The organism is Pseudoalteromonas byunsanensis (assembly GCF_001854475.1).
GTDB lineage: Bacteria > Pseudomonadota > Gammaproteobacteria > Enterobacterales > Alteromonadaceae > Pseudoalteromonas > Pseudoalteromonas byunsanensis.
In genome coordinates, this window is the sequence record NZ_MNAN01000026.1 from 350,206 (window position 1) to 373,800 (window position 23,595).

The 23,595-nt window shown below is 40.6% G+C and carries 22 protein-coding genes and 3 tRNA genes; 9 read left to right on the forward strand and 16 right to left on the reverse strand.

Features of this window, described 5'->3' with window-relative positions; genetic code table 11:
* The 9 genes from pepN to BIW53_RS05155 all read right to left on the reverse strand — a co-directional run bounded on the left by pepN (position 1) and on the right by BIW53_RS05155 (position 8,594).
* A complete protein-coding gene (gene pepN, locus BIW53_RS05115; RefSeq protein ID WP_070990797.1) occupies positions 1–2,595 on the reverse strand; it encodes an aminopeptidase N in 2,595 nt (864 codons plus the stop codon).
* Positions 2,596–2,639: 44 nt separating this feature from the next.
* Entirely contained in the window at positions 2,640–4,097 is a 1,458-nt protein-coding gene (nhaC, locus tag BIW53_RS05120) for a Na+/H+ antiporter NhaC (protein WP_070990798.1), read from the reverse strand.
* Between the two features lie 179 nt (positions 4,098–4,276).
* Entirely contained in the window at positions 4,277–6,307 is a 2,031-nt protein-coding gene (gene prc, locus BIW53_RS05125) for a carboxy terminal-processing peptidase (protein WP_070990799.1), read from the reverse strand.
* A 12-nt stretch (positions 6,308–6,319) separates the two neighbouring features.
* Positions 6,320–6,970: an RNA chaperone ProQ gene (proQ, locus tag BIW53_RS05130; protein ID WP_070990800.1), complete on the reverse strand. Its 651-nt coding sequence runs from the start codon at positions 6,968–6,970 to the stop codon at positions 6,320–6,322.
* Positions 6,971–6,982: 12 nt separating this feature from the next.
* Positions 6,983–7,264 carry a hypothetical protein gene (locus BIW53_RS05135; RefSeq protein WP_070990801.1) on the reverse strand — a complete coding sequence of 94 codons (282 nt, stop codon included), beginning with the start codon at positions 7,262–7,264 and terminating at the stop codon, positions 6,983–6,985.
* Complete coding sequence (locus tag BIW53_RS05140) at positions 7,261–7,722, reverse strand: GAF domain-containing protein (RefSeq protein WP_070990802.1); 462 nt, start codon at positions 7,720–7,722, stop codon at positions 7,261–7,263. The genes BIW53_RS05135 and BIW53_RS05140 overlap by 4 nt, the downstream gene beginning before the upstream one ends.
* Positions 7,723–7,853: 131 nt before the next feature.
* Positions 7,854–8,228 carry a hypothetical protein gene (locus tag BIW53_RS05145; RefSeq protein ID WP_070990803.1) on the reverse strand — a complete coding sequence of 125 codons (375 nt, stop codon included), beginning with the start codon at positions 8,226–8,228 and terminating at the stop codon, positions 7,854–7,856.
* A gap of 143 nt (positions 8,229–8,371) precedes the next feature.
* Positions 8,372–8,462, reverse strand: a tRNA-Ser gene (locus BIW53_RS05150).
* Between the two features lie 41 nt (positions 8,463–8,503).
* A tRNA-Ser gene (locus tag BIW53_RS05155) sits at positions 8,504–8,594 on the reverse strand.
* Positions 8,595–8,832: 238 nt separating this feature from the next.
* Between BIW53_RS05155 and BIW53_RS05160 the strand changes: the two genes are divergently transcribed.
* The 5 genes from BIW53_RS05160 to BIW53_RS05180 are packed head-to-tail and all read left to right on the forward strand — an operon-like array spanning position 8,833 to position 10,862.
* Positions 8,833–9,498: a Bax inhibitor-1/YccA family protein gene (locus BIW53_RS05160; protein ID WP_070990804.1), complete on the forward strand. Its 666-nt coding sequence runs from the start codon at positions 8,833–8,835 to the stop codon at positions 9,496–9,498.
* 55 nt (positions 9,499–9,553) lie between these two features.
* Positions 9,554–9,907 (forward strand): sulfurtransferase complex subunit TusD, encoded by a 354-nt coding sequence (gene tusD / locus BIW53_RS05165; RefSeq protein WP_070990805.1) that lies wholly within the window; start codon positions 9,554–9,556, stop codon positions 9,905–9,907.
* Complete coding sequence (tusC, locus tag BIW53_RS05170) at positions 9,904–10,260, forward strand: sulfurtransferase complex subunit TusC (RefSeq protein ID WP_070990806.1); 357 nt, start codon at positions 9,904–9,906, stop codon at positions 10,258–10,260. Before tusD ends, tusC begins: the two co-directional genes overlap by 4 nt.
* A complete protein-coding gene (locus tag BIW53_RS05175) occupies positions 10,257–10,529 on the forward strand; it encodes a hypothetical protein (protein WP_084228073.1) in 273 nt (90 codons plus the stop codon). Before tusC ends, BIW53_RS05175 begins: the two co-directional genes overlap by 4 nt.
* A gap of 3 nt (positions 10,530–10,532) precedes the next feature.
* Positions 10,533–10,862, forward strand: coding sequence for a TusE/DsrC/DsvC family sulfur relay protein (locus BIW53_RS05180; RefSeq protein WP_070990807.1), 330 nt, complete (start codon positions 10,533–10,535; stop codon positions 10,860–10,862).
* Positions 10,863–11,207: 345 nt separating this feature from the next.
* Here the strand turns inward: BIW53_RS05180 and BIW53_RS05185 are convergent, their stop codons facing one another.
* From BIW53_RS05185 to trhO, 5 genes are all read right to left on the reverse strand, one after another.
* On the reverse strand, positions 11,208–12,317 hold the full coding sequence (locus tag BIW53_RS05185) for an acyltransferase family protein (protein ID WP_070990808.1): 1,110 nt from the start codon (positions 12,315–12,317) through the stop codon (positions 11,208–11,210).
* Between the two features lie 259 nt (positions 12,318–12,576).
* Positions 12,577–13,194, reverse strand: coding sequence for a BamJ family beta-barrel-assembly machinery protein (gene bamJ / locus BIW53_RS05190; protein WP_070990809.1), 618 nt, complete (start codon positions 13,192–13,194; stop codon positions 12,577–12,579).
* 73 nt (positions 13,195–13,267) lie between these two features.
* Positions 13,268–13,636, reverse strand: a complete 369-nt coding sequence (locus tag BIW53_RS05195) for a hypothetical protein (protein ID WP_070990810.1) — start codon at positions 13,634–13,636, stop codon at positions 13,268–13,270.
* 52 nt (positions 13,637–13,688) lie between these two features.
* Positions 13,689–13,779, reverse strand: a tRNA-Ser gene (locus BIW53_RS05200).
* A gap of 591 nt (positions 13,780–14,370) precedes the next feature.
* On the reverse strand, positions 14,371–15,357 hold the full coding sequence (gene trhO, locus BIW53_RS05210) for an oxygen-dependent tRNA uridine(34) hydroxylase TrhO (protein WP_070990811.1): 987 nt from the start codon (positions 15,355–15,357) through the stop codon (positions 14,371–14,373).
* A 222-nt stretch (positions 15,358–15,579) separates the two neighbouring features.
* On the opposite strand from trhO, the gene BIW53_RS05215 reads away from it, so the two are divergent.
* The 3 genes from BIW53_RS05215 (at position 15,580) to BIW53_RS05225 (ending at position 19,186) form a co-directional block, all read left to right on the forward strand.
* Positions 15,580–16,908, forward strand: coding sequence for a DEAD/DEAH box helicase (locus tag BIW53_RS05215; protein WP_070990812.1), 1,329 nt, complete (start codon positions 15,580–15,582; stop codon positions 16,906–16,908).
* A gap of 2 nt (positions 16,909–16,910) precedes the next feature.
* A complete protein-coding gene (locus tag BIW53_RS05220; protein WP_070990813.1) occupies positions 16,911–17,738 on the forward strand; it encodes a CvfB family protein in 828 nt (275 codons plus the stop codon).
* Between the two features lie 146 nt (positions 17,739–17,884).
* Complete coding sequence (locus tag BIW53_RS05225) at positions 17,885–19,186, forward strand: hypothetical protein (protein ID WP_139158780.1); 1,302 nt, start codon at positions 17,885–17,887, stop codon at positions 19,184–19,186.
* Positions 19,187–19,291: 105 nt separating this feature from the next.
* On the opposite strand, the gene BIW53_RS05230 is transcribed toward BIW53_RS05225, so the two are convergent.
* Positions 19,292–20,236 (reverse strand): LysR family transcriptional regulator, encoded by a 945-nt coding sequence (locus BIW53_RS05230; protein ID WP_070990815.1) that lies wholly within the window; start codon positions 20,234–20,236, stop codon positions 19,292–19,294.
* Positions 20,237–20,390: 154 nt separating this feature from the next.
* Between BIW53_RS05230 and BIW53_RS05235 the strand changes: the two genes are divergently transcribed.
* Positions 20,391–21,365 carry an alpha/beta fold hydrolase gene (locus BIW53_RS05235; protein WP_084228075.1) on the forward strand — a complete coding sequence of 325 codons (975 nt, stop codon included), beginning with the start codon at positions 20,391–20,393 and terminating at the stop codon, positions 21,363–21,365.
* A 70-nt stretch (positions 21,366–21,435) separates the two neighbouring features.
* On the opposite strand, the gene BIW53_RS05240 is transcribed toward BIW53_RS05235, so the two are convergent.
* Positions 21,436–23,499, reverse strand: coding sequence for a TonB-dependent receptor plug domain-containing protein (locus BIW53_RS05240; protein WP_084228076.1), 2,064 nt, complete (start codon positions 23,497–23,499; stop codon positions 21,436–21,438).
* Positions 23,500–23,595: the final 96 nt, after the last annotated feature.

The window sequence follows — 23,595 nt, forward strand, 5'->3', positions numbered from 1 at the left end:
TTAGCTCAGTGCTTTGTCTACTTTTTCATATAAGTCGTCACTTAGATCGCTCATATCGGCCAAACGCTCCAATTGAGCTTTCATTAATTGCTGACGCCGCGAGTCAAATCGCTTCCATGACATAAATGGCGTTATCATACGCGATGCATTTTGCGGGTTAATAGCGTTGAGCTCAATCAGTAGATCACCCAACAGTTCATAGCCCTTGCCGTCTATACGATGGAATTGTTCAGGGTTACTTCTGGCAAAACTCCCAACCAAAGCTCGCACTCTGTTTGGGTTTGCTTTATCAAAGCATGGGTGTGTATATAAATGGTAAATGTGCTCAATGGCATCGTCACCTTTTCTAGTTGCTTGCAAAGAAAACCACTTATCCATCACTAATAAATCGTGGCGCCATCGCGAGTCAAATTCGGCCATTGCTGTTGCTGAGCTGTCCAATTGCGCATTAAGTACAGCTTTAAGTGCACCTAATACTAAGGTCATGTTATCTGACATTCTATGGGATTCTAGCCACTCATATACTTGCTCATCCGCACATATTGCCAAATAGTAAAGACAAGTATTTTTCAATGCGCGAGCTGATACAGCCTCGTGACCCAGTTCTCCATTTTCTGCACAAGCCATAAATGCATCTTTTAGTGCACTATTTAGCGTGTTGGCAATAGATAGTTCAAACTGAGCTATGCTTTCGTTTAGGGCATCAACTGGTACCTGCTCAAATGCTGTTGCTAACGTGTCAAAACTAGGCACTTTGATCAGCTCGGCCAAAAGGGCTAAATCTCCCTCACGCTCACGTAATAACTTATCGAATGTATCAAGTAATTCTGAGGATAGTATGATCTGCTGACCTTGCTCATGTTTTGTAACAGCTTCCCTCACCTGCAATGTAAACGCCTGCTGTGCCGCTTCCCAGCGCGCATAATCGCTACTTGCATGTGCGATTATATGAATAAGCTCCCCAAGTTGATAATCATAATTGACGATAACAGGCGCGGAGAAGTCTTCAAGTAATACCGCAACAGGACGTTCAGAGATCTTTTCAAAGACGATTGTTTGCTCCTTTTGGGTCAAATTAATGACCTTAGAAACACTCTCGCCATTAACGATAAGTGGTAACGTGTTACCGCTTTTATCCAGTAATTCAATCGCAAATGGAATATGTAAGGGACTTTGTATTGGGTCGTGCTTAGCATTTTGCTGAGTGATCGTACATACATAATGGCTTTGCTCTTCATTGAATGAAGTCACAACTTTCAAGCTAGGTGTACCAACTTGCTCGTACCAAAGCTTAAACTGAGTCAAGTCAGTCTTGCTCGCTTCCTGCATCGTCGCGACAAAGTCATCACAAGTCACCGCCTGACCATCATGACGTTGAAAATAAAGCTGCATACCTTTTTGGAAATTTTGCTCTCCTAATAAGGTATGCATCATACGAATAACTTCTGCACCTTTGTTATAAACAGTAACAGTATAAAAGTTATTCATTTCAATAACTTTATTAGGTCTAATTGGATGCGCCATCGGTCCAGCATCTTCTGCGAATTGGTGCATTCGCATCGCCATGACCGCATCAATTCTGTTTAAGCCGCGCGATCCCAAATCACTGCTAAACTCTTGATCCCTAAATACAGTAAGGCCTTCTTTTAACGAAAGTTGAAACCAATCTCGACAGGTAACACGGTTGCCGGTCCAGTTATGAAAATACTCATGACCCACAATTGATTCTATGGTGTGGTAGTCCCTATCTGTTGCAGTTTGCTGATTCGCAAGTACACAAGCACTATTAAACACGTTCAAGCCTTTATTTTCCATTGCTCCCATGTTAAAGAAGTCAACAGCGACAATCATATAAATATCAAGGTCATACTCAAGGTTGAAGCGTTCTTCGTCCCACTTCATGGCATTTTTTAAAGATGCCATTGCATGGGGCGCTTTTGACAGGTTACCCTTGTCCACAAACAGCACAAGCTCAACCTTCCTGCCAGAACAAGTGATAAATTCATCTTTTAGTTCGTCGAAATCACCAGCAACAAGAGCAAATAGATAGCTAGGCTTTTTGTATGGGTCATGCCAAGTTGTATAGTGACGGCCGTCTTCCCTAGTTCCTTGCGCAATTTTGTTACCATTCGACAACAAGAACGGCATGGACTGATCACCAATGACTGTCACTGTATATACGGTTAAAACGTCTGGACGGTCTAGGAAGTAAGTAATTTTGCGAAATCCTTCAGCTTCACATTGTGTGCAATATGCCCCGCCAGCCAAATAAAGTCCTTCCAAAGCGGTATTAGTCTGCGGTGAGATTTCAGTTACTATTTCTAATTCGAATTCGCTTGGCAGGTTGTTGAGTACTAGCTGTGTGCTATTGGCATGATAGTCATCAAAACTTTTGCCGTTAACTTTAAGAGAAATTAATCTTAAATCAACACCATCTAAGGTAAGGCTTCTTTGTGCTTCGAGTGCAAGATATTTAGCCTGTGCCGTTACTAAGGTTTGTGTTGGGTGTAAGTCAAAGGTAAGTTCTAACTTTTCGACCTGATGGCTAGGTGCTGTGTAGTCTTTTAGATACTTAGCTTGAGGTTTGGTTTCCATAATATGTCCTCAAAAAAACGCCCCGAGCTAGCGGGGCGGTAAAATTAAGCGCTCTGCTCTGCTTGTTTGGGTTCTATGCGTAATATTTTAATGCCTAGATACGCATAAATGACCGCCAGCAAAGGATTTATTAAATTAAAGAATGCATACATCGCATAGTCAAATGGATTAATCAATAAAACACTTTGCATGTATGCACCGCAAGTATTCCAAGGGATCAGTGGGCTTGTTATCGTGCCACCATCTTCTAGGGTACGTGACAAATTTACTGGTTTTAAGCCACGCTTTTTATATTCTTCTTTAAACATACGGCCTGGAACAACAATTGCGATGTACTGATCTGCTGCAATAATGTTGGTTCCAATACAGGTTGCAACTGTTGAGGCAATCAAAGAGCCTGTGCTCTTGGCTACTTTTAGAATACTACGGACAAATATCTCAAGGAGTCCCGTTTTTTCCATAATGGCGCCAAACATCAATGCGGTCATAACTAACCAAGTCGTAGTTAGCATACTAGACATGCCACCACCACTAAGTAAGTCGTCCATCTTGGCATCACCAGTTGTTACTGTAAAACCTTGATAAAATGTAGCCCAAACTAGTTTAAAGTAACCGACTAGCTGACCTTGTGACGCATCAATTTGGCTTTGAATAAGCTCGCCTTGAAATAGCATAGCCCATACGGCTCCGACTACTGCTCCAATTGAGATAGCTGGAAATGCTGGCATTTTCTTAAAAGCAAGTCCAAGCAAGACCAACAGAGGAACCAACATCACAGGGTTGATATTAAAATTTCCTTGTAAAATACTAACTATCTCTTCAATGCGACCTATATCACTATTTACATCTGCACTGAAACCCATAAAAGTAAATATTATCAACGCAATCACAAAGCTCGGTACAGTCGTCCATAGCATGTGTTGAATATGTTCGAAAAGGTCACTTCCTGCGACTGCGGGAGCCAAGTTTGTTGTTTCGGATAGTGGACTTAACTTATCGCCAAAATATGCACCTGAAATGACTGCACCAGCAGTTACAACCTGATCTAACCCTAAACCGGTGGCAACGCCGAGCAAGGCGACACCAATAGTGGCCGCTGTTGTCCAGGAGCTACCTATACTCATCGCAACAATGCCACAGATCAGGCAACTTGCCGCATAAAACCAGCTTGGACTGATGATTTGCAAGCCATAATAAATAAGTGTTGGTACTGTACCAGATAACAACCAAGTTCCTATCAAAGCTCCAACCATGAGTAAGATCAAGATTGCCCCAAGTGATAACGTGATCCCTTTGATCATTGCTTCTTCGAGGGTTTTCCAAGTATAGCCGTTTTTCAAACCTATTAGTGCAGCCGTAAAAGTCGCGAATAGTAAAGCTATCTGGTTGGGGCCGGATGACGAATTATCACCATAAAGATAAACAGCTGCGCCGAGTAAACAGACTAAAACTGATATGGGTAAAAACGCGTCAAAAAATGAGGGTTGTTTAGGTTGCTTCAAACTGAACTCTCCTATGCATGATATTCATGCTTATTATTATTTTACGCACAACCTTAGGTCGTGATAATTGCTATAAATTGTTATTCGTAGATTAACTGGCGTGAATCATAGCAAATTCATCAGCGAAGTCGTAACAAAAAAGGCGCCTAAGCGCCTTTTAACTTCGTGTTGAATAATATTTATACATCATTCTTTGCTAAACGGCCAAAGGAAATTAGGTCTTGGGTTATCAGTGCCGCTTCCTCTAAATAGGGGTCGAGTTCTGAAATCACCTCTGGTAAGTCATCCAGCTTTTCGACTTGCTCTAAACCGAGCCTTTTTAATCTCTCGTTGTTACGAGCTAAAGAGCGCTGTTCAGCTTCATCTCTCTCTTTTAAACGCTCTGCCTCAACCAAAGAAATCTTCTTATCGTCTTTTTGTTCGTTATAACGAGCTATATCATCATAAACATATTTAAACTCTGGCTCACTTTTAACACGCGCTGCGTGCTTAGACTGTATGTACTGAACCACAGGCTTTAGGTTGTCCAAAGTGTTATATTGTGCCTGCTTAATGCTATCCCAAGGTAACGCATTATCTTCTTGGCTTTCTCCCCACTCTTCTGGGTCAATTGCTGAAGGTAGCAGAATATCTGGTACTACACCTTTATTTTGTGTACTTCCACCATTGATTCGATAAAATTTAGCGATTGTGTAAGTGACACTGCCTAGCGCATTGCTGAATAAATCATAATTTTTACTCAACCCGCGGTGCTGCTGGACCGTTCCTTTACCAAAAGTTTGTTCACCAATGACTACACCACGTCCATAATCTTGAATTGCAGCAGCAAAAATTTCTGATGCTGAAGCGCTGTATCTATCTACCAATACTGTCATAGGGCCATCGTAGAACGTAATACCATCTCGGTCTTTTTGCTCTTCAACACGATTATACGCCGTATGGATCTGAACCACTGGTCCTTGGTCAATAAATAGACCAGTTAACTGAGTAGCTTCATATAAAGAACCACCACCGTTTTGGCGCAAGTCAATAACAATACCATCTACTTTTTGTTCTTTTAGTTTGGTCAGCTCTACTTTCACATCTTTAGAGAGATTATTGTAAAAGCTTGGAATTTCAATCACACCAATTTTGCTTGTTAAATCAGAGTATTTAGCTTCGAATATCTCTGATTTAGCTGCTCGGTCTTCTAAACGAATTTTGTCACGAACAATCTCAACGACTTTTGGTGTACCGTGCGTGTCTGAACCCTTGAGGTACTGCAACCTTACCTTAGTGCCTTTTGGACCTTTAATCAGATCTACCACGTCATCAAGGCGCCAACCAATAACATCGACGAACTCTTCTTTGTCTTGAGCCACACCAACAATACGATCATCCGGTTTAATTTTTTCAGACTTATCCGCTGGGCCACCTGGGACTAATGAGCGAATAACTGTGTAGTCCTCATCGTAGCCTAAAACAGCACCGATCCCTTCAAGTTCAAGGTCCATGTCCATTTTAAATTGTTCAGCACGACGTGGAGATAGATAAGATGTATGGGCTTCAACGCTACGCGCAAAAGAGTTCATAACAACTTGAAAAACATCTTCACTATTTGTTTGCACTAATCGTTTCAATGTATTGTTGTAACGCTTAGTAAGAATTTCTTTGATTTCTTTCCATTCTTTACCCGTAAGCTTTAAACGCAGCGCGTCAGATTTAACGCGTTGACGCCAGTACTCATCTAACTCATTTTCAGATTTGGCGAACTCGATATCTTCCCGGTCATATAAAAAAACATCGGGCTTATCAAACTTCATCTCGCTATCGAGCAAAGAAATGGCAAATTGAAAGCGTTCAAAACGACGCTTCATACTTAAATTGAAAAGCTCGTAAGCAAACTCTAACTTGCCATTTTTTATCGCGTCGTCAAATTGCTTACTATATTTTTTATATTGTTCAATGTCGCTTTGTAGGAATACAGAACGGTTATAATCAAGCGAGTCTATATAACGGTCAAATATTTCTTCCGACAAAGCGTCATCAAAACGAAATCGTTTATAGTGTTGTCGAGTAAAATAGTTGGTCACTCTTTTGCTTGCCGTTGTATGTTGGACTTCAGGTGCTAGCACCGGAATATCCTTCTCAGTCACGGTATTTGACGATGCAAATGTAGCTCCAGATAATAACGCGGCGATAACAGGAATGAGTGTCAACTTTTTACTCATACGCACAACTCCTTAAACGATGTATAGGCTATCTGCTTTAGTTTTAACCTGCATGCCAGTTACTAATTCAACGTGAACTTCATCTTTATTCACTTCAGTAATTGTGGCATTAACAAGTGCTTGGCCTAACTTAACTTTTACTTTGTTATTAACCTTGACCTCATTGGCTGGCAATGGTTCAACTTTACCTGAACTGCGTTTAGCCTGTTGTGGTGCTGGTTTTTTGTTAACTCTAGCGTTTTTATCGCTTGAACGGGGATGAGCTGGCCCTTTCTTTTTGTAAGATTTTGTTTCGCCATCCTGACGAGGGCGCTGGGGCTTCTTACGTTTAGCCATTTTAGCTCGGCTTTCTTCAAGCGCTTTTTGAGCATGTTCAATGTGCTCTTGCTCTACTTTTTCAGCATCGTTTCCGTCTAAGTCAATGCGAAATTCGTGTTTGGTAACAGCTTCAAGATAACGCCAGTTAGAAGTATATTTACGTAATGCTTGGCGAACCTGAGTTTTACTCACTTTATCTGAGCCTTCAATGCGCTCAGCGATATCTTTGAAGATACCGACCTTAAGAGGCTTTATGCCGTCTTTTTGTTTAAAACACTGAGGGAATTCTGAATATAGAAAATCCAGTACCTCATTAATATCTTTTAGCTTGTTTGTGGTTTCCATTTTTGAACCTATTTATGACATCTGTTCATCTAAAGATGATTGGATATAGTGTGTTACCCAGTCTGTTAACTCTTCAAACTCAGCTTCTAATAAAGCCAAATCACCACGAAGATGTTCCCATATACCGTTTATCAAATTATCGATGATTTCACATTCGAGATCATCTGGTATTTGCTGCCAAGCAAAATGAATGAGTTCATTCAAGGTCTCAGCAACATGTTCCTCTTCACCTTCCCAGTCTCCCACGTCGGCGATTGAAAATAAGTAATCTTGTACGTTCAGCAAGTCTTTCACGATAATGTCAACTCAAAGCAACTAACTAAAGCTTGCAGACCTTCCCTATCAGCTTCATCGAAACGCGCTAAACTCGGGCTATCAATATCTAAAACGGCAAATACTTCACCATTTTTGAATACAGGAATGACTATTTCTGAGTTCGACGCAGCATCACATGCAATATGTCCATCGAACGCATGTACATCGTCTACCAATTGAGTTTCTTTGGAATGAGCTGCAGTTCCGCAGACCCCTTTACCTACGGGAATGCGAATACACGCAGGATTCCCCTGAAATGGGCCTAAAACCAACTCTTGAGGGCTATCAACGAGGTAAAATCCTGCCCAGTTAATGTCCTCTAAAGAAGTAAACAATAAGGCACTAAGGTTAGCCATATTAGCGATAACATTGCTCTCGCCACTGATTAACGCTTGCGCTTGCTTCACGAGTGACTGATAAAAATCTTGCTTCTGCATTTAATAAATCACGGTTACAACATACAAAAGTCTAAGGTACTCTTTCAGGCAATTAAATGAAACCTTTTCTGGAGAAAAAGTATTAAATATCCGTAAATATAGTGCTACTTGGCTAAATATAGAGCAAGTGGTTATGCAAAACGCCTCAGACCATACAAAAATAGGCCTGCTGCCATTGTTGCCATGATTGAATTAACGACCAACCCTGCGCCGCTCTGAGCTGCAAACAGATAACTAGAAATCGCACCACCGAGCATTCCTAATGTTAATATCGCACTGTAATGGACCTTGTTCACTCTAAAAAGTAATAAATAGCCCGGCACGACAAACAATGCCATAGAGAGGCCGACAATATGAGCATTAACAATGGCGCCTGTAAGTAAACTTAGAAAAACGCCCACCCCTGCACCATGACTTGAAATAGTAAAATATATACCCAGCACGCAGCCGGTCAACAATGGTGACAAGAATGATAGTGCGACACTTTTAGCAAGTTGTTGTTTCATATTTAATAGAGTCTCAATTCATACATCTTGCTTGAGCTTGAAGCATCTATAGATATCTACAAGTGGACTTTGGTCTAACCTGGCCAAACTGAGAACAAAAAAAAGCCGCTGACTAGTCAGCGGCTTGCTATTCATAAGAATAGTGGCGGAGAGATAGGGATTTGAACCCTAGATACGCTATTAACGTATGCCGGTTTTCAAGACCGGTGCTTTCAACCGCTCAGCCATCTCTCCGAATGCGGTTATATAGCAGTTATGCTATATAAAAAATTTAGTGGCGGAGAGATAGGGATTTGAACCCTAGATACGCTATTAACGTATGCCGGTTTTCAAGACCGGTGCTTTCAACCGCTCAGCCATCTCTCCGCAGCGGGGCGAATAATAGGGAATCCTTTCGTCAATGTGAAGCTTTTTTTTCATAAAAGTGTTTAAGTGCTCAAAAAACCTCACATTTGTTCAAATGTAAAGCAATAAAACGCACTAATGGGAACTTTTAAGGATTTATATACTCTATTTGATCGACAATGTTTGCCGAACCATATAACTCTTGGTAATCTTAATCCAGTTTATTTATTGGAACATACGTTCATTAAGGAGTTTAACCATGGCGTTCAATCACTCGTACGATACCGCTAAGCCGGTAATGTCGACCGTTGAAACAAACAAGGTACTAAAGAACACATATTTTCTGCTTGCAATGACACTCGCATTTAGTGCTGTTACAGCAGGAATATCAATGACAATGGCGCTTCCGCGCTTCACAGGACTTATTTGTTCTCTAATCGGTCTTGGGTTAATTTTCGTTATTCACAAGAAGGCAAACTCGTCTTCTGCAATTGGTTTAGTATTTTTATTTACTGGTATTATGGGCTTTGGCTTAGGACCACTGCTTAACCACTATGCGGCAATGCCAAACGGTGGGATGCTAATTACACAAGCGTTGGGGTCAACTGCGTTAATTTTCTTTGGTTTGTCAGCTTACGCTTTAACGACAAAAAAAGACTTCTCATTTATGGGTGGCTTTTTGACAGTTGGTTTAATCGTGGTTGTTATTTCAAGTTTGGTTAACCTGTTTATCGGTAGCAGCATTGCCTTTATGGCATTAAACGCAGCCATCGTGTTATTGATGTCTGGTTTCATCCTTTATGATACAAGTCGCATCGTAAACGGAGGTGAAACCAACTATGTGCTTGCCACTGTTGGCCTATACCTTAATATCTACAACCTATTCACTTCATTGCTGGCTCTTTTAGGTGCAAGTGATGACTAACCAGCAAGTTCTGGTAAACTAAGCCCCATTATGGGGCTTTTTTTATAGGCGTATTTTGAGCAAGTTTGTATTATCTCTTCATACTGGTGTAGCAGATCAGCATTGTTTACAAAACCTATCGCGCTTTGCACACGCCGCTTTGCAAAGCGGCCATCAAGTTGACTGTATTTTTTTGTATCAAGACGCCGTCAGTCATGCATCTGAGCAATTACAGTTAGCAAGCGACGAACTTAACGTGAAAAAAGTTTGGCAAACATTATCAGAGCTTGGGATCCCTTTAATGCTTTGTGTGACCGCGGCTGAAAAACGAGCCATTGATATCAACAATACAGGTTTATTTAAAGTGGCTGGTTTGGCAGAATTTGCCATGCTCAGCGCGAAAGCTGATAAATGGGTGCAATTTAAATGAAAAATGTCCTCATAATTAGTAACGCAAGTCCTTTTGATGGCTTACGCATTCGCGATGCATTAGATACCACACTGATCTATGCTGCTATTGATCAAAACGTTTCATGGTTGCTGCTCGACAGTGCCCTACTTGCACTTAAAAGCGCTCAGTCAGCCGCACACTTAGGGTTAAAAGATTTTTTCAAGACCATTAAAGCCCTTGAAATATATGACGTTGAACAGGTGTATGTATGCGAGCTTGCAATGCAAAAGTACCAGCTTGAGCACCAGCAATTGAGCATTCCTGTCACGGTATTGAGTAAGGCACAGCAACAAGCATTGCTGCAACAACAAGATATGGTCGTTAACCTATGAACATAAATACTGTACATATATTTTCAAAACCACTCTCTTACTATAGTGCTTTACAGTTAGACGGATTGATAGCAGGTAATGACGCACTATTGCTCATTGGCGATGCCTGTTATGACTTCGCGTCGTACAACCACTTGTCGGATAAGCGCTATATGCTTGAAAACTGTGCTTTGGCACGTGCTATCACAGGTAATATCGAATTTAATTTAATCAATGATATTGAATGGGTAGAGCTAATCGATAACGCAAAAAAATCAATTACTTGGTAACATATGCTGGAATTTAATAATCAAATCATAGAAACCGATAAACAGGGCTATTTACTTGACCATACACAGTGGCACAAAGACCTTGCCCCTATCATTGCTGAGCAAGAAGGGATAACGCTTAGCGATGCCCATTGGGAGGTGATCAATTTCGTGAGAGACTTTTACGAAGAATACAATACCAGCCCAGCCATTCGTATGCTGGTCAAAGCAATGGCCAAAGCACTCGGTGAAGATAAAGGCAATAGTATGTACTTATACAAGCTGTTTCCTAAAGGACCAGCCAAGCAGGCAACAAAAATTGCTGGCTTACCAAAACCCGCTCGATGTATCTAACGTCAGTCAATATAAAAACAGCCACTCTTTAAAAGTGGCTGTTCGATTATATAGTTTATAAAAAACGATGTTAACTACTCGACAGCCGTACAGCCTTTAGGCGGCTCATTGCTACAGAATTCAGCAGCGACTGCACTGAATATTAAAGTTAACACCCTGCACACTCACAATGTTAACAAAAGGTTAATGATGCGTAATTATCATTACCTTGTCAATAAGCATTTTCTGATGTTCTAGCTAACTATCCGGCATCATTGTCTAACATGCCAACACCTAAAAACAAAAAACCCAGCACAAGGCTGGGCTTTCAACTCAAAGATACAGTTTAAATTAAAGTTCAACGAGTTACTGTTTTTCTTTACTAATAAAGTATTTACCCAAATTAATCCCAGGGATTTCGACAAACTTATACATTGCGAACGACACTAGAAGAACCAACACAAACAGAATGCTTGAATTTAGCACCCACTGTATAATACCCAAAGTTCCTGCGTCTAAAACTATTGCAAAAAATGGTAGCATGATTATCAAGTGCACGATGTAAACCGAATAGGAAATATCCGCTAAAAACTTATTTAACTTATTGTCTATAACAAACTTTAGCGAAGAAAATACTGGGTTTGATGATGTAGAGTCACTCACACGTAGCCACCACAAACAGAATAAAAATAACGATGCCATAACAAAGTTTTTATTGCATATAACTAAGAACACCAACGAAATAACAACTATATACAGATTATTTCTAACTTTTTCTTTGTTCAGCAAAATATGAGCAAGTGCCATTCCAGCAGCAAAGTTATGGAATTTCAAAACGATTAAGGTTGGCATCTGATATGTGATCCCAAACTTCTTAGTCAATAACCAAACCACCACCATTAATGGCAAAAGTATAGTTAAATATAATGCAAAGTTTTTCCTAAGAAATATGAAGATAAGTGGGAACAGAAAATAAAACTGCATTTCTAAGCCCAAACTCCAATCTGGCAGCGGTGTACTAAAGGCATACGAAGGAAATAAGCCGAATAGAAACGTAACATGCATTAAAAAGTTTTCAATCGGATCTGAAATATAGTACCTTTCCATGCTCGTCATCGTATGAGGCAGTACTTGTGCTATCGCCTCTCTTGATTGGCCTAGGTACTCGGCCAGTACAAGTGCAACCACTAAACACAAGTAATAAGCTGGTGCGATTCTAAAAAAGCGCCTAATTGCAAAGTTCTTAACTCCAGCCCTATTAGATAAGTTCTGATATGACTTGTTAATACTACACTGAAAATATATTAAAAAGCCTGATGCTAACATAAATGCATTTACAGCTTCATGGCCGATTGATCCGGACAGTATACTAGGCCCACCACCGAGTATTGCAGCATGGTGGAAGAATACTAGCAGCGCTGCCCACCCTCTTATAAAATCTAGCAGAGTTATATCATGTCTAATGGTATGTTCCATAATTCCTCTATTAAAATAACTAACCAAATAGCACGGCTACGTCAGGACACTCATCACACTGAAAAAACAGTCTAAATAGTACACATATGGCAAAGTTAACAGTACTTTCTTTGGGAGCTTTTTATCTTATGAGCAGATAACAAAAACGGCCCTTAAAGGGCCGTTTAAACCGAGTTCCATTTTATTCGAATATACTGGTTTGTTACAGTATATTTGACTCAATAGTCAAAAAAATAATGAAGCTCTACCGTATTGAAAATTACAATACGTCCAATAACTCAACATCGAATACAAGTGTTGAGAATGGTGCAATTGCAGCACCTGCGCCACGCTCACCGTAAGCTAGCTCATGTGGGATGTATAGACGCCACTTCGAACCTGCTGGCATAAGCTGTAATGCTTCTGTCCAACCTTTGATTACACCATTTACTGGGAATTCAGCTGGCTGACCACGATCGTATGAGCTATCAAATACAGTACCGTTGATAAGTGTACCGTGGTAATGAACACGTACTTTTGAATCAGCCGCAGGCTTTGCACCTTCGCCTGATGCAATGATTTCATACTGAAGACCTGATTCAGTTACCGTGATTTCAGCACGCTTTGCGTTTTCTTCTAAGAATGCGATGCCTTCAGCTGCTAATACTTTCGCTTCTTCTTCGCGACGAGCTTGAATTTCAGCATTGATTTTTTCAAATGCAGCTTGGATCTCTGGGATCTCAACACGGAACGCGTCTCCAGCGTATGCGTCTTTCATTCCCTCAAACACCGAATGCAAGTTAAGACCTTCGAATGGATTCGCTTTTAGTTGCTCACCCATTTGTAAGCCAATACCGTAGCTTGCTTTTTCAGCATCTGTATTAAATAAATCTGACATAAGTTAATTCACTTTTGTTTCTATTAAAAGACGAGGCGCAGTGTAACATAGCCAAAGACGAGTTTAAACGCGATCAAGTCGCATTATCCTGATGTTGCTTTTTTACTTGTAGGAGAAGAAACGTCGCAAAAGGCAGGCTTAGCGCAAGTCCAATAGCCAGCTCAAAGCTATAATCGACTAGACGCTCTGTGAAATAAAACCCAAAACCCACAACCCCAGTAAGGCTAATGACAATGGCTGCTAACATTGGCCAAAGGGTTTCATATTTTGTAACTAAGTGTGCGGCGAGCAAATTATATAAAAAGGTAAAAGCAAGGGTTTTTAGTAAGGTAGGATCTTGTTGACCATCAATAGCCAAACGCAATGCCATCTCTAGACCACTTAAATAAAAGAAGCCAAATACAATCCACAAACTAGCGTGTTTAACTACTACTGCTGACATAAATGCCCTCCAAACGAAAAAAACCGCCGTTAAGGCGGTTTTGGGAATGAGGTGGCGGAGAGATAGGGATTTGAACCCTAGATACGCTATTAACGTATGCCGGTTTTCAAGACCGGTGCTTTCAACCACTCAGCCATCTCTCCGTTGTTGGCGCGCATATTAGTGGTTTTCGTTGCGACTGTAAAGAGGGAAAGGGAATTTTTTGCTTATTTCAATAATATTGCTTTGGTCGCTTTGCTAACCACGCACAAATTACGCACAAAATAACCACGAAAAATAAAACCAGAGCCGCTTTGAATGCAGCAACTGCAAGTTCATTTAGGGGTAAAAAAATATCCGCCAGTGACGGAACACATGAAATTGCAACGACCAATAATAAAACCTTAAAGGCCCGAAAAAACTCAAAGCGCTTGCTATAACTCATCCAAACAGTAATGAAAACACTTAATAGACTGGGTACAACAAAAGCTAAGTGTTGTTGTTTAGTCGATACGAGTACGTAGGCACTAAGCACACAGCCTATAACTCCCCATATACACCAAACCCACCAACTTTCGCGTTCTTTTAAAAATAAATTCCCCATGACCGCCATCTATTGTTGTTGTTTGAGACATAATTAGCCTAACAAACTTTCACCCAAGATCACAACCATACTAACGCATAACGTTAGGTTGCATAAGCAACAAAAAGCCCCAACCAAGGTTGAGGCTTTTTTTATCATACTTTACATATGGTTATGCTGTTTTTGCTCTTTGAGCTTGTTTCTGAGCTTGTTTAGCTTCTTTACGCTGGCGCAGTACTTCTTGTGCTTCGTGACCAATATGACCTTCACCACGCGCCTGAGCTAGTTGCATTTGCTTTTGACGCTCAGCAAAACGAGCACGCTGTTCATCTGTCAATGAATCATGGCAGTGGTGACATGAAACACCTTCCATATATTCTTCACGCTGCATTTCTTCTTCTGTAATAGGCATACGACAAGCATGGCATTGCTCATAAGAACCTTTTTGCAAATCGTGATCTACCGCAACGCGGTTATCAAACACAAAACACTCACCTTCCCATAACGACTCTTCTTTTGGTACATCTTCTAAGTATTTTAAGATGCCGCCTTCAAGATGGTACACTTCTTCGAAGCCCTGCTCTTTCATGTATGCTGTTGACTTTTCGCAGCGAATCCCACCAGTGCAGAACATAGCTACTTTTTTATGCTTGCTTGGGTCTAAGTTTTCTTTTGCCCATTGCGGGAACTCACGGAACGTTTTGGTATTCGGATCAATTGCGTGTTTAAAGGTACCAATTTCAATTTCGTAATCATTACGAGTATCAACCACCATAACTTCAGGGTCAGAAATCAGCGCATTCCACTCATTTGGTTTTACGTAACTTCCTACAACTCTCAGTGGGTCAACACCTTCAACACCCATAGTAACAATTTCTTTTTTAAGCTTTACTTTGGTGCGATAAAAAGGACACGTCTCGTCAAATGACTCTTTATATACGATATTGTCTAAACCAGGCTGCTTATCAAGCCAAGTTAATAAGGCATCAATACTTTCTCGCTTACCCGCAACGGTACCGTTAATACCTTCTGCGGCTAATAACAAAGTACCTCGTACTTCATTTTGCTCCATAACATTGAGCAATGGTTGACGAATTTCTTCGAAGTTAGGCAGTGACACGAACTTATACATGGCACAAACCACAAATGGCTTAGACATAAAATTTTCCTAATTTTCAGCTTTTACTTCGCTTCGCACGTTAAGCACAACGCTAGAAGCACACAAACCGGACCGTAAATCCGGCGCTAGTGCGCGTATTTTACGGATTTTCCCGTTAATTGCAAAAACCCATTACACAAACCGCTTTATTGCTATCGGAGCAGTACATAGCTTTGCTATAATGGGCGGCTAATCATAAATTAAGTTTTGGAGAAAAACGCTTTGCACTTTACCGAATTAGGCATTGAGGCCCGCCTGGAAAAACAACTTGCTCATCAGGGGATCACACAACCGACGATGATCCAAAGTCAAGCGGTACCTACGGCAATTGCTGGGCACGATGTATTTGCACAATCAAAAACAGGTTCAGGTAAAACTCTGGCTTTCTTATTGCCAGCCGTGCATCGCGTGATGAAACAAAAAGCCCTCAGCAAACGAGATCCACGTGTTTTGATCATTGCCCCAACACGAGAGTTGGCAACGCAAGTATTCACTCAATGTCGATTGTTAATTGCAGGAACAAGTATCAGCGTAGTAAAAGTGCTAGGTGGTGAAAACTTCAATGATCAACTCAAAGCACTGCGAAAAGACCCACAAATAGTGATAGGTACACCTGGACGCGTAGCTGACCATTTAGAACAACGCTCTTTACAGCTTAGCGGCTTAGAGTTGCTGATTTTTGACGAAGCAGACCGTATGCTCGATCTAGGTTTTGCTGAGCAACTCAATAAGATAAACGATGAAGCTAATCACCGTTTACGCCAAACATTGTTATTTTCAGCGACATTAGATCACGCGCAGGTCGAAGTTACTTCTCGCAACCTGCTACGCGCGCCTAAAAAAATCATACTTAGTGATGCACATCAGCAACATGGTGATATCAAACAAACACTCTTTTTTGCCGATCACCTCGATCACAAGGATGCTTTACTGCAACATTTCGTAGCTCAACCAGATGTAGGGCAATGCATTATTTTTACCGCGACACGCTCAGATACTGTTCGAATTAGCGAGCTACTAGCTGCGCAAGGTATAAAAGCCACAGCGTTAGCCGGTGATTTACCACAGAATAAGCGTCTGGATATTATGGATGCATTTAGCCGTGGTTTGTTTAAAGTACTTGTCACCACAGATGTGGCTTCTCGCGGTCTTGATTTATTAAGCGTCACTCATGTTATTAACTTCGACCTACCTAAACAGGCTGAAGAATATGTTCACCGTATTGGCCGTACGGGTCGAGCTGGCTTCAAAGGGACCGCAATCTCTTTAGTCGGGCCCAAAGATTGGAACAGCTTTGTTGCTATAAAGAACTACTTAAATGACGAGCTTGAATTCAACAGTATTGAAGGCCTTGAGGCTAAGTTTAAAGGGTTCAAACCAAGAAAGCCTAAGGCAACGAAGCCTATTATAAACAAGCCTGTAGCAAAAAAAGCAGCTAAGAAAACAACTAAGCCTAAAGCTAAAATTAAAAAGGCTATCCCTGCGCCATTTGACGTAGACGGTAACACACCTCTGCGCCGTAAGCCAAAGCCGAAGCCAACGGAGGAATAATCATGTTAGGTAGTATTAATTCATTAATGATCAGCGAAATATGTGCTGAAGGCGCTTATTTAGATGGCAAAGAGCTAGGCGAAGTATTTTTACCAGCCCAAGAATTAGAAGATCATTTAGAAGCCGGTGACAGTGTTCAAGTATTTATCTTCCAAGACGCACAAGGACACCCAACAGCGACCACCAAAACACCAATAGCCCAAGTCGGCCAGTTTGCATTACTTCGTGCCAAAGCTTTGTCTACCGTAGGTGCTTTTATGGACATCGGTATTGATAAAGATGTCCTTGCACCATTTAATGAGCAAAAACCTAAAATGCGTGAGGGTCACAGCTACCTTGTCAGGTTATATTTGGACAATGCCAGCAAACGCTTGTGCGCTTCAAGCAATTTGAATAAGTTTGTTAACAAGACAGAACCGAATTACAGTAAATTTGAAGAAGTCGACATCATCGTTGCAGCTAAAACCGACCTTGGCTACAAAGTCATCATCAATGAACAACACTTTGGTGTGGTATTTTTCAACACGGTTTATAAACGACTGTTTGTGGGCCAACAACTTAAGGCTTACATAAAGTGCGTGCGAGATGACGGGAAGATAGATGTCGTCTTAGAAAAGCCGGGCATGGGTAAGGTCGTCGATTTAGGAGAGCAAATTTTGCAGGCTCTGACCGAGAACGGCGGACATTTACCTTTAGGTGATAAATCAGACCCAGAACAAATCAAAAAAGCCTTTGCTACCAGTAAAGCCAATTTCAAAAAAGCCATTGGTGGGCTATTCAAACAAGGCAAAATTGATATCGAAGCCAAATCGATTTCATTGAAAAAGTAACAATTGTGGGGAGTTGATCACTCCCCTAAACCGCACTACAACCCCTTATAAAACAAACACTTTACACGTTGCCTCTCTCATATTTATCAGTAGCTATTGTTATTTTTTTCTTAATTGCATAGGATAAAAGAAAAAGGATGATTTTTATGCAAAAAACCTCTCTTATCTACTGTCTCCCTTTTGTATGTGTCACTTCTCAAGCAGCCAATTTATATCATCAAAGCAGTGAGTGTACTGTCAACCCGGACCTCGAAACAATTCGAGTTTCTTCCCTTTATACCGACATAAGAGGAAAATCCCAAAAAACAATTGAAGAAGAAGCGAAACTGCTCACTCTGGAAAAGATCCAAGCGAAAATGAATGAGCATAACAGTGACTACGTGATTAAATATGTTTCTTTTAAATATGATGACAAGGAATTTGTTAATTCGTACGTATCACTGCAGCCAGTTAAGTCATGTAATAATGCTGTTGAGATCAATAGAAAATATGTTCATCGTTTACATAGTAAAATTATCAATTTTCAAGGTAAATTAGACTTAGATACGACTACTACCCTTAAATTAAGAGGGCAACCAAAAGCTATCATGCCGCTTTCAATCAAAGATGTTACTGTGACCCATACAGCTCCTTTTGGCATTGAACTTGGAGCTAGTTATGCCAGCGCAGAGAATAAAGTTGGCCATTTTAGTGCTTTATGGCCTGTTAACAACACCACTAAGATAGCCTTCCTTGGACGACAAAATGCATTCATTTTTCAAAATGACAAACTGACTGGTTATCAGTTTAATCGTTCCTTGTTACCTATTGATTTACGTAATCGTATAGAACTTATTCCACAGCAGCCTATTTTCAGTTTTATCCATAACAAAGAAGACGTCTCGGTAGATAAGTTCATCAATGCCGAGCAGCTAGATTCTCTTAAAAAGTATTACAATAATGTACAAACGGTTAACCTAAAAGTAAGTGATACTTCGGTACGGGCGCAATTAGAAGGCCTGTCAATTGGTACAGAGCTTAGCACCCAACTAAAAGTAAACATGATGCCTTGTTTTGATGGAAAAACCGGTATTGATCAGTTTATTGATGAACATGAATCGTCACTGCTACGGGTGATTGGGTTCGCAAACAAAGTGTCTTACATCACTGGCTGCTCTCAGAGTATACAACTTCATCATTCAGGTAAGGTCCATTCTATGGAACTGTTTGAACCACTCAGCCAAACTAACGGTTTTCTACATGCCCTAAGTAACCTCTTAGCGCCAATGCAAAACTGGTCTTATTCGGGTATAAGTTACGGAGATAGCCAACAAGCATTACGAGATTTCAAGACTAAAATCAAAGACAACGGCGTGATTGAGGTTGATTCTCAAAACTGGGTTGGTGTGTTTAATGTCTATGAGAACACTTTAGCAAACGCAACTCTCTACCCTAAATCCATATTATAATAGGCTTGGGAGGGATTCAGTTTCCTCCCATGTCCTCCAACCTTTACTTAAATCAAAACCTATAACTGACTTGGAAACGCAAATTTCGAGGTGCTTGAAGATATTTTACTGGGGATGTTCCGCGCGATCGAGTGCTTCAACATAACTCCCTCTTACACAAACATTCCCGAGCCTGCTTTTCAAAAACTCAATAAATACCCTTACTTTTCTTGCTACATACTCTCGATGAGGGTAAACAGCATGTAAATCGAACTGCATAATGTCATGTTCAGGTAACAACCTTTTAAGTTCACCTTTCTTAATCGCTTCTTCTACAACAAATATTGGACAGATAACAATACCTCCTCCATTTTTTGCCATCTCTCTAGAAGCACTAGGGCTATTAACACTGAGTCGCGATTTAACTTCAACCAAGTGGTCAGCTTTTGTATGCCGGTGCTTGAAAGGCCATAACGCAGCAATTCTATAATTGCTATCTACTATGCAAGTATGACCAGATAAGTCTTCTGGAGTATGAACTGGCCCATTGGTTTTTAAATAACCTGGCGACGCACAAATCACTAATGGATAACTCGTTATTTTTCTTGCAATTAAGGAAGAATCATTGAGTTGACCAACTCGTAAGCGAACATCTATGCCCTCTTCAACCATATTTACGCTGGCATTCGACATACTAAGCTCAACATTAAGTTCTGGGTGTGCTTCCATAAAATCAGGCATCACTTGTGCTAACTTGGTTTCGCCAAAAGCAAAAGGTGCACTAATTTTTAAGGTTCCACTTAAAGAGCCATGCATCGCTTGAGTGATATCAAGCATCTCTTGATATTGTTCCAATAAAACCACTGCGTGGTTGTAAAACTTTTCTCCAGCTTCTGTTAAATCAACGCGCCTTGTTGTGCGATTAAACAAACGCACATTAGCCTGTTGTTCAAGCTGCGCTATGTATTTGCTTACCAGAGATTTTGAAAGCCCAAGCCGTTCACTTGCGGTTGTAAATGAATGCGTTTGCGCTACAGCAATCATGGTCTTTAAACCATCAATTGTATCCATTATAACTGTCAACATTTTGGAATTAGTTAGTCAACAATATAGCCGTTTATCATCAAAATAGAAATAGTCATAATATTCCTATCGCTCAAAAGCACACTCTACAAAGTCGCTGGTGAGTATTTAAATTAAAAATAGTATAAATAGGATTACGAAAATGACTCAATCAAACAGCTCAACCTTTATCAAACAAGTAAAGAAAAGCATGGTGCTTGCCACTGCTGCGCTTGCAGTAAGTGTGGGTAATGTTGACGCATCCCCTACATTGCACAAAACAATCAAAGTAGACAAACAAACTATTTTCTATCGTGAAGCAGGCGATAAAAGTGACCCGACGATAGTGCTACTTCACGGCTTTCCTACATCTTCTCACATGTATAGAAATCTAATTCCTAAACTTGCAGATAACTATCATGTTATTGCTCCTGACTACCCTGGATTTGGTAATAGCTCGATGCCTTCGGTAAATGAATTTGAATATAGCTTTGACAACCTTGCAAAGATCACCGAACACTTCTTAAACCAAGTTGGCGTCGATAAATTTACTATGTATGTCATGGACTACGGCGCACCAATTGGCTTCAGAATAGCCCAAGCTCACCCTGAAAAGATCGAGGGCTTAATTATCCAAAATGGTAACGCGTATGATGAAGGGCTACGTGATTTTTGGCAGCCTATTAAACAATTTTGGGCAGATAAAAGTGATGCTAATAAACAGGCACTTGCCGAAGCCTTGCTAACTATTGATGCAACTAAATGGCAATACACCAATGGTACTCGTAATAGTGAAGCTATCAGTCCTGATAACTGGATTATGGACCAAGCATTACTAGATAGATCTGGAAACAAAGAAATCCAGTTAGAGCTATTTTATTCATATGGTACTAACCCTGCGCACTACCCAGTTTGGCAAAAATATTTTAGAACATATCAACCGCCTACGCTGCTGGTATGGGGTAAAGGTGATTATATCTTCCCTGAGGAAGGCGCTCACCCTTACAAACGTGACCTTAAAAACATTGATTTCAACATTCTGGATACCGGTCACTTTGCACTAGAAGAAGATTTAGATGTTATCTCGAGTAAAATCCTTTCGTTTATGCAAGAGCGCGTCCATAGCAAAGGAAAATAAATTAGAGCAATTGTAAAAGTTAGCACATGATTTAAAATAGCTGGCAATCTATAAACCTATCGAGCAAGCACTAAAACTTATAACTAAATTGGAAACGTATATTTCTTGGTGCTTGCAAGTATTTTATGGGAGATGCCCCCCTACCATTGCTGTGAAAGTACTCAGTATCAAAAACATTTTCGATATAAATACCATATGAATATCGTTCGGTTTGCTTAAAAAGGTGCATATTCAACGTGGTCCAAGCATCTATCTTTTCAATTCCCGTACCTTTTCCTGCAAATAAATTGGCCTCTGTATAGGTTGCAGCCCAATGATCAGCAAACCCAGCGATCCGCCATGTATCATTCAAACGGTATACCAAACCAAACTTCAATTTATATTTTGGCACATCCAGAATCTGTGATTGTGTGCCGACACGCTCTTCATCGGGCTTAATATATCTATAGCTTAATTGGCCTTGCCAATTATTGGCTTGAAACTTGAGCTGTGTCTCTAAGCCATAAATACGATGTTCACCGGTTATTTCTGTTTGCCATATACCTTTGGTCGGATCGAGTATTTTTTCATAGAAGTTTTCAGCTTTCATATGATAAAGCGCAGCAATACTTGCAAACTTAATGCCTTTGAATACAAAACTCTTACTCCAGTTTAGCTCAGTCATTTGCATCGTTTGAGACTCGAGTTCATCGTCAACAACCAAGTCAAATTCAAATATCGTCGGTGGCCTAAACGCTTCGCCATAGGTTAACTTTATCGCTTGGGATTCATCACTTTGATAAACCAAGCTCGCCCTCGGTAAATAGGCGGAATTAGTGAAATCTTGCTGGTTGTAGCGCAATCCTGCACTCAATTTTAAACTCTTTGTATCCCACATAAATGTTTTAGAATACTGACCGTACACAGCATGCTTGGTTGACTTTTCTTTCTCCTTTGCCCACTCTGGCGGGGTGAATAAAACAATTTCGCCATTAATGTCACGATACTTTATTTTTCTTCCTATTACCGTTCGCCAACCATCATAGCCAAAAATGAAGTCTTCACTTTCATTCACATTATATTGCCATTGGGTCGTGAATCTTACTCGGTCTGACGGACCAATGTCTTCACGCTCATTGTATTGAATAAGATCTTGATATCGTGTTGCACCATCAGGCACTTTAGTGGTCAGCCTGTCCTTCTCTTTGTATTCTCGAAAATAACTTACTTCTACGCTACCTCGCAATGCATCACTGAACTCAACCTGCGTACCAAGGTAATAGTTTTCATAGCCACGTCGAGAATCATCACCTGTTACATAGTCATAAGCGACCGCTTCAATGCCACTGACATTTTTAGAGCGACTAACATTTGCCCCCACATAAAAACCTCGATAATCCAACCTTCCATCTAGCGTATAATTTTGCTCGTCATTCCTGAAATTGGCAGGGTTAAGGTCGCGAACTTTGTCTTTGCTACTACGGCTAAACTCATCGGGGTTCATGACAAACTTCCTCAATTCGTCATAATCTTGGGCACTTTCAAAATAGCTAGCACTTAGCGCCACTGATAGCGCTTCATAGTGATGATTAACAAGTAGATGAGCATGTTTGGTGTCGGCTTCTGCGCCTATAAGTTGTAGTTCATTCTCGCCTTGTCCTAACCGTGTTATGACATTAATAACGCCTTGAGTTGCATTGCCCCCATAAAGTGTTGAGTTGGGCCCTTGCAATACCTCTACTCTCTCAATTCTACTGGCAGGGAAGTTATTCATAATAAAAGCTTCGTTGGCAAGTAGATTTTGCACTTCTCTACCATCTATTAGCATCAAAGTACCAGACATGTTACCAGTAAAGCCACGCTGTCCACCGGGCAACCAGCTCCATTGGTAAAAATAATCCATGTTTGGAATGCTCGCCAGGATCTCCTTTAAATCCCGCCATCCATAATTCTCAATCTCATTTTTCCCGATGACGTACACTGTGCCAGAAGAAGACAACCACGATTCGCTTTTTCTCGCTGCGACCGTAACCTCTATTTGCAATAACTCCTCAACAGGGAGCGAAAATAAGCTCTGCTGCTCGTCAGGATTAGTAGCCCTAACGCTAAAAGGCATAGCAACAAATAAGAATACAAGCGCACAAGGATAGTTCATAGAGCACTGAATTTGAAAAGTGTTGCTAGAGAGTATAGTACATCACCTTAAATGCTAAAGAGTTTGATTGTTTTCATGTTACCCAATCGTTCATGA

What these genes read in the sequence shown, in the direction of transcription:
- BIW53_RS05240 (WP_084228076.1), bottom strand. Translation starts at nt 23,499, where the DNA reads ATGAACTATCCTTGTGCGCTTGTATTCTTATTTGTTGCTATGCCTTTT.
- BIW53_RS05195 (WP_070990810.1), bottom strand. Translation starts at nt 13,636, where the DNA reads ATGTCAGCAGTAGTAGTTAAACACGCTAGTTTGTGGATTGTATTTGGC.
- trhO (WP_070990811.1), bottom strand. Translation starts at nt 15,357, where the DNA reads ATGTCTAAGCCATTTGTGGTTTGTGCCATGTATAAGTTCGTGTCACTG.
- BIW53_RS05145 (WP_070990803.1), bottom strand. Translation starts at nt 8,228, where the DNA reads ATGAAACAACAACTTGCTAAAAGTGTCGCACTATCATTCTTGTCACCA.
- proQ (WP_070990800.1), bottom strand. Translation starts at nt 6,970, where the DNA reads ATGGAAACCACAAACAAGCTAAAAGATATTAATGAGGTACTGGATTTT.
- BIW53_RS05235 (WP_084228075.1), top strand. Translation starts at nt 20,391, where the DNA reads ATGACTCAATCAAACAGCTCAACCTTTATCAAACAAGTAAAGAAAAGC.
- bamJ (WP_070990809.1), bottom strand. Translation starts at nt 13,194, where the DNA reads ATGTCAGATTTATTTAATACAGATGCTGAAAAAGCAAGCTACGGTATT.
- BIW53_RS05180 (WP_070990807.1), top strand. Translation starts at nt 10,533, where the DNA reads ATGCTGGAATTTAATAATCAAATCATAGAAACCGATAAACAGGGCTAT.
- BIW53_RS05160 (WP_070990804.1), top strand. Translation starts at nt 8,833, where the DNA reads ATGGCGTTCAATCACTCGTACGATACCGCTAAGCCGGTAATGTCGACC.
- prc (WP_070990799.1), bottom strand. Translation starts at nt 6,307, where the DNA reads ATGAGTAAAAAGTTGACACTCATTCCTGTTATCGCCGCGTTATTATCT.
- BIW53_RS05185 (WP_070990808.1), bottom strand. Translation starts at nt 12,317, where the DNA reads ATGGAACATACCATTAGACATGATATAACTCTGCTAGATTTTATAAGA.
- BIW53_RS05225 (WP_139158780.1), top strand. Translation starts at nt 17,885, where the DNA reads ATGCAAAAAACCTCTCTTATCTACTGTCTCCCTTTTGTATGTGTCACT.
- tusC (WP_070990806.1), top strand. Translation starts at nt 9,904, where the DNA reads ATGAAAAATGTCCTCATAATTAGTAACGCAAGTCCTTTTGATGGCTTA.
- BIW53_RS05175 (WP_084228073.1), top strand. Translation starts at nt 10,257, where the DNA reads ATGAACATAAATACTGTACATATATTTTCAAAACCACTCTCTTACTAT.
- BIW53_RS05230 (WP_070990815.1), bottom strand. Translation starts at nt 20,236, where the DNA reads ATGGATACAATTGATGGTTTAAAGACCATGATTGCTGTAGCGCAAACG.
- BIW53_RS05220 (WP_070990813.1), top strand. Translation starts at nt 16,911, where the DNA reads ATGTTAGGTAGTATTAATTCATTAATGATCAGCGAAATATGTGCTGAA.
- BIW53_RS05140 (WP_070990802.1), bottom strand. Translation starts at nt 7,722, where the DNA reads ATGCAGAAGCAAGATTTTTATCAGTCACTCGTGAAGCAAGCGCAAGCG.
- pepN (WP_070990797.1), bottom strand. Translation starts at nt 2,595, where the DNA reads ATGGAAACCAAACCTCAAGCTAAGTATCTAAAAGACTACACAGCACCT.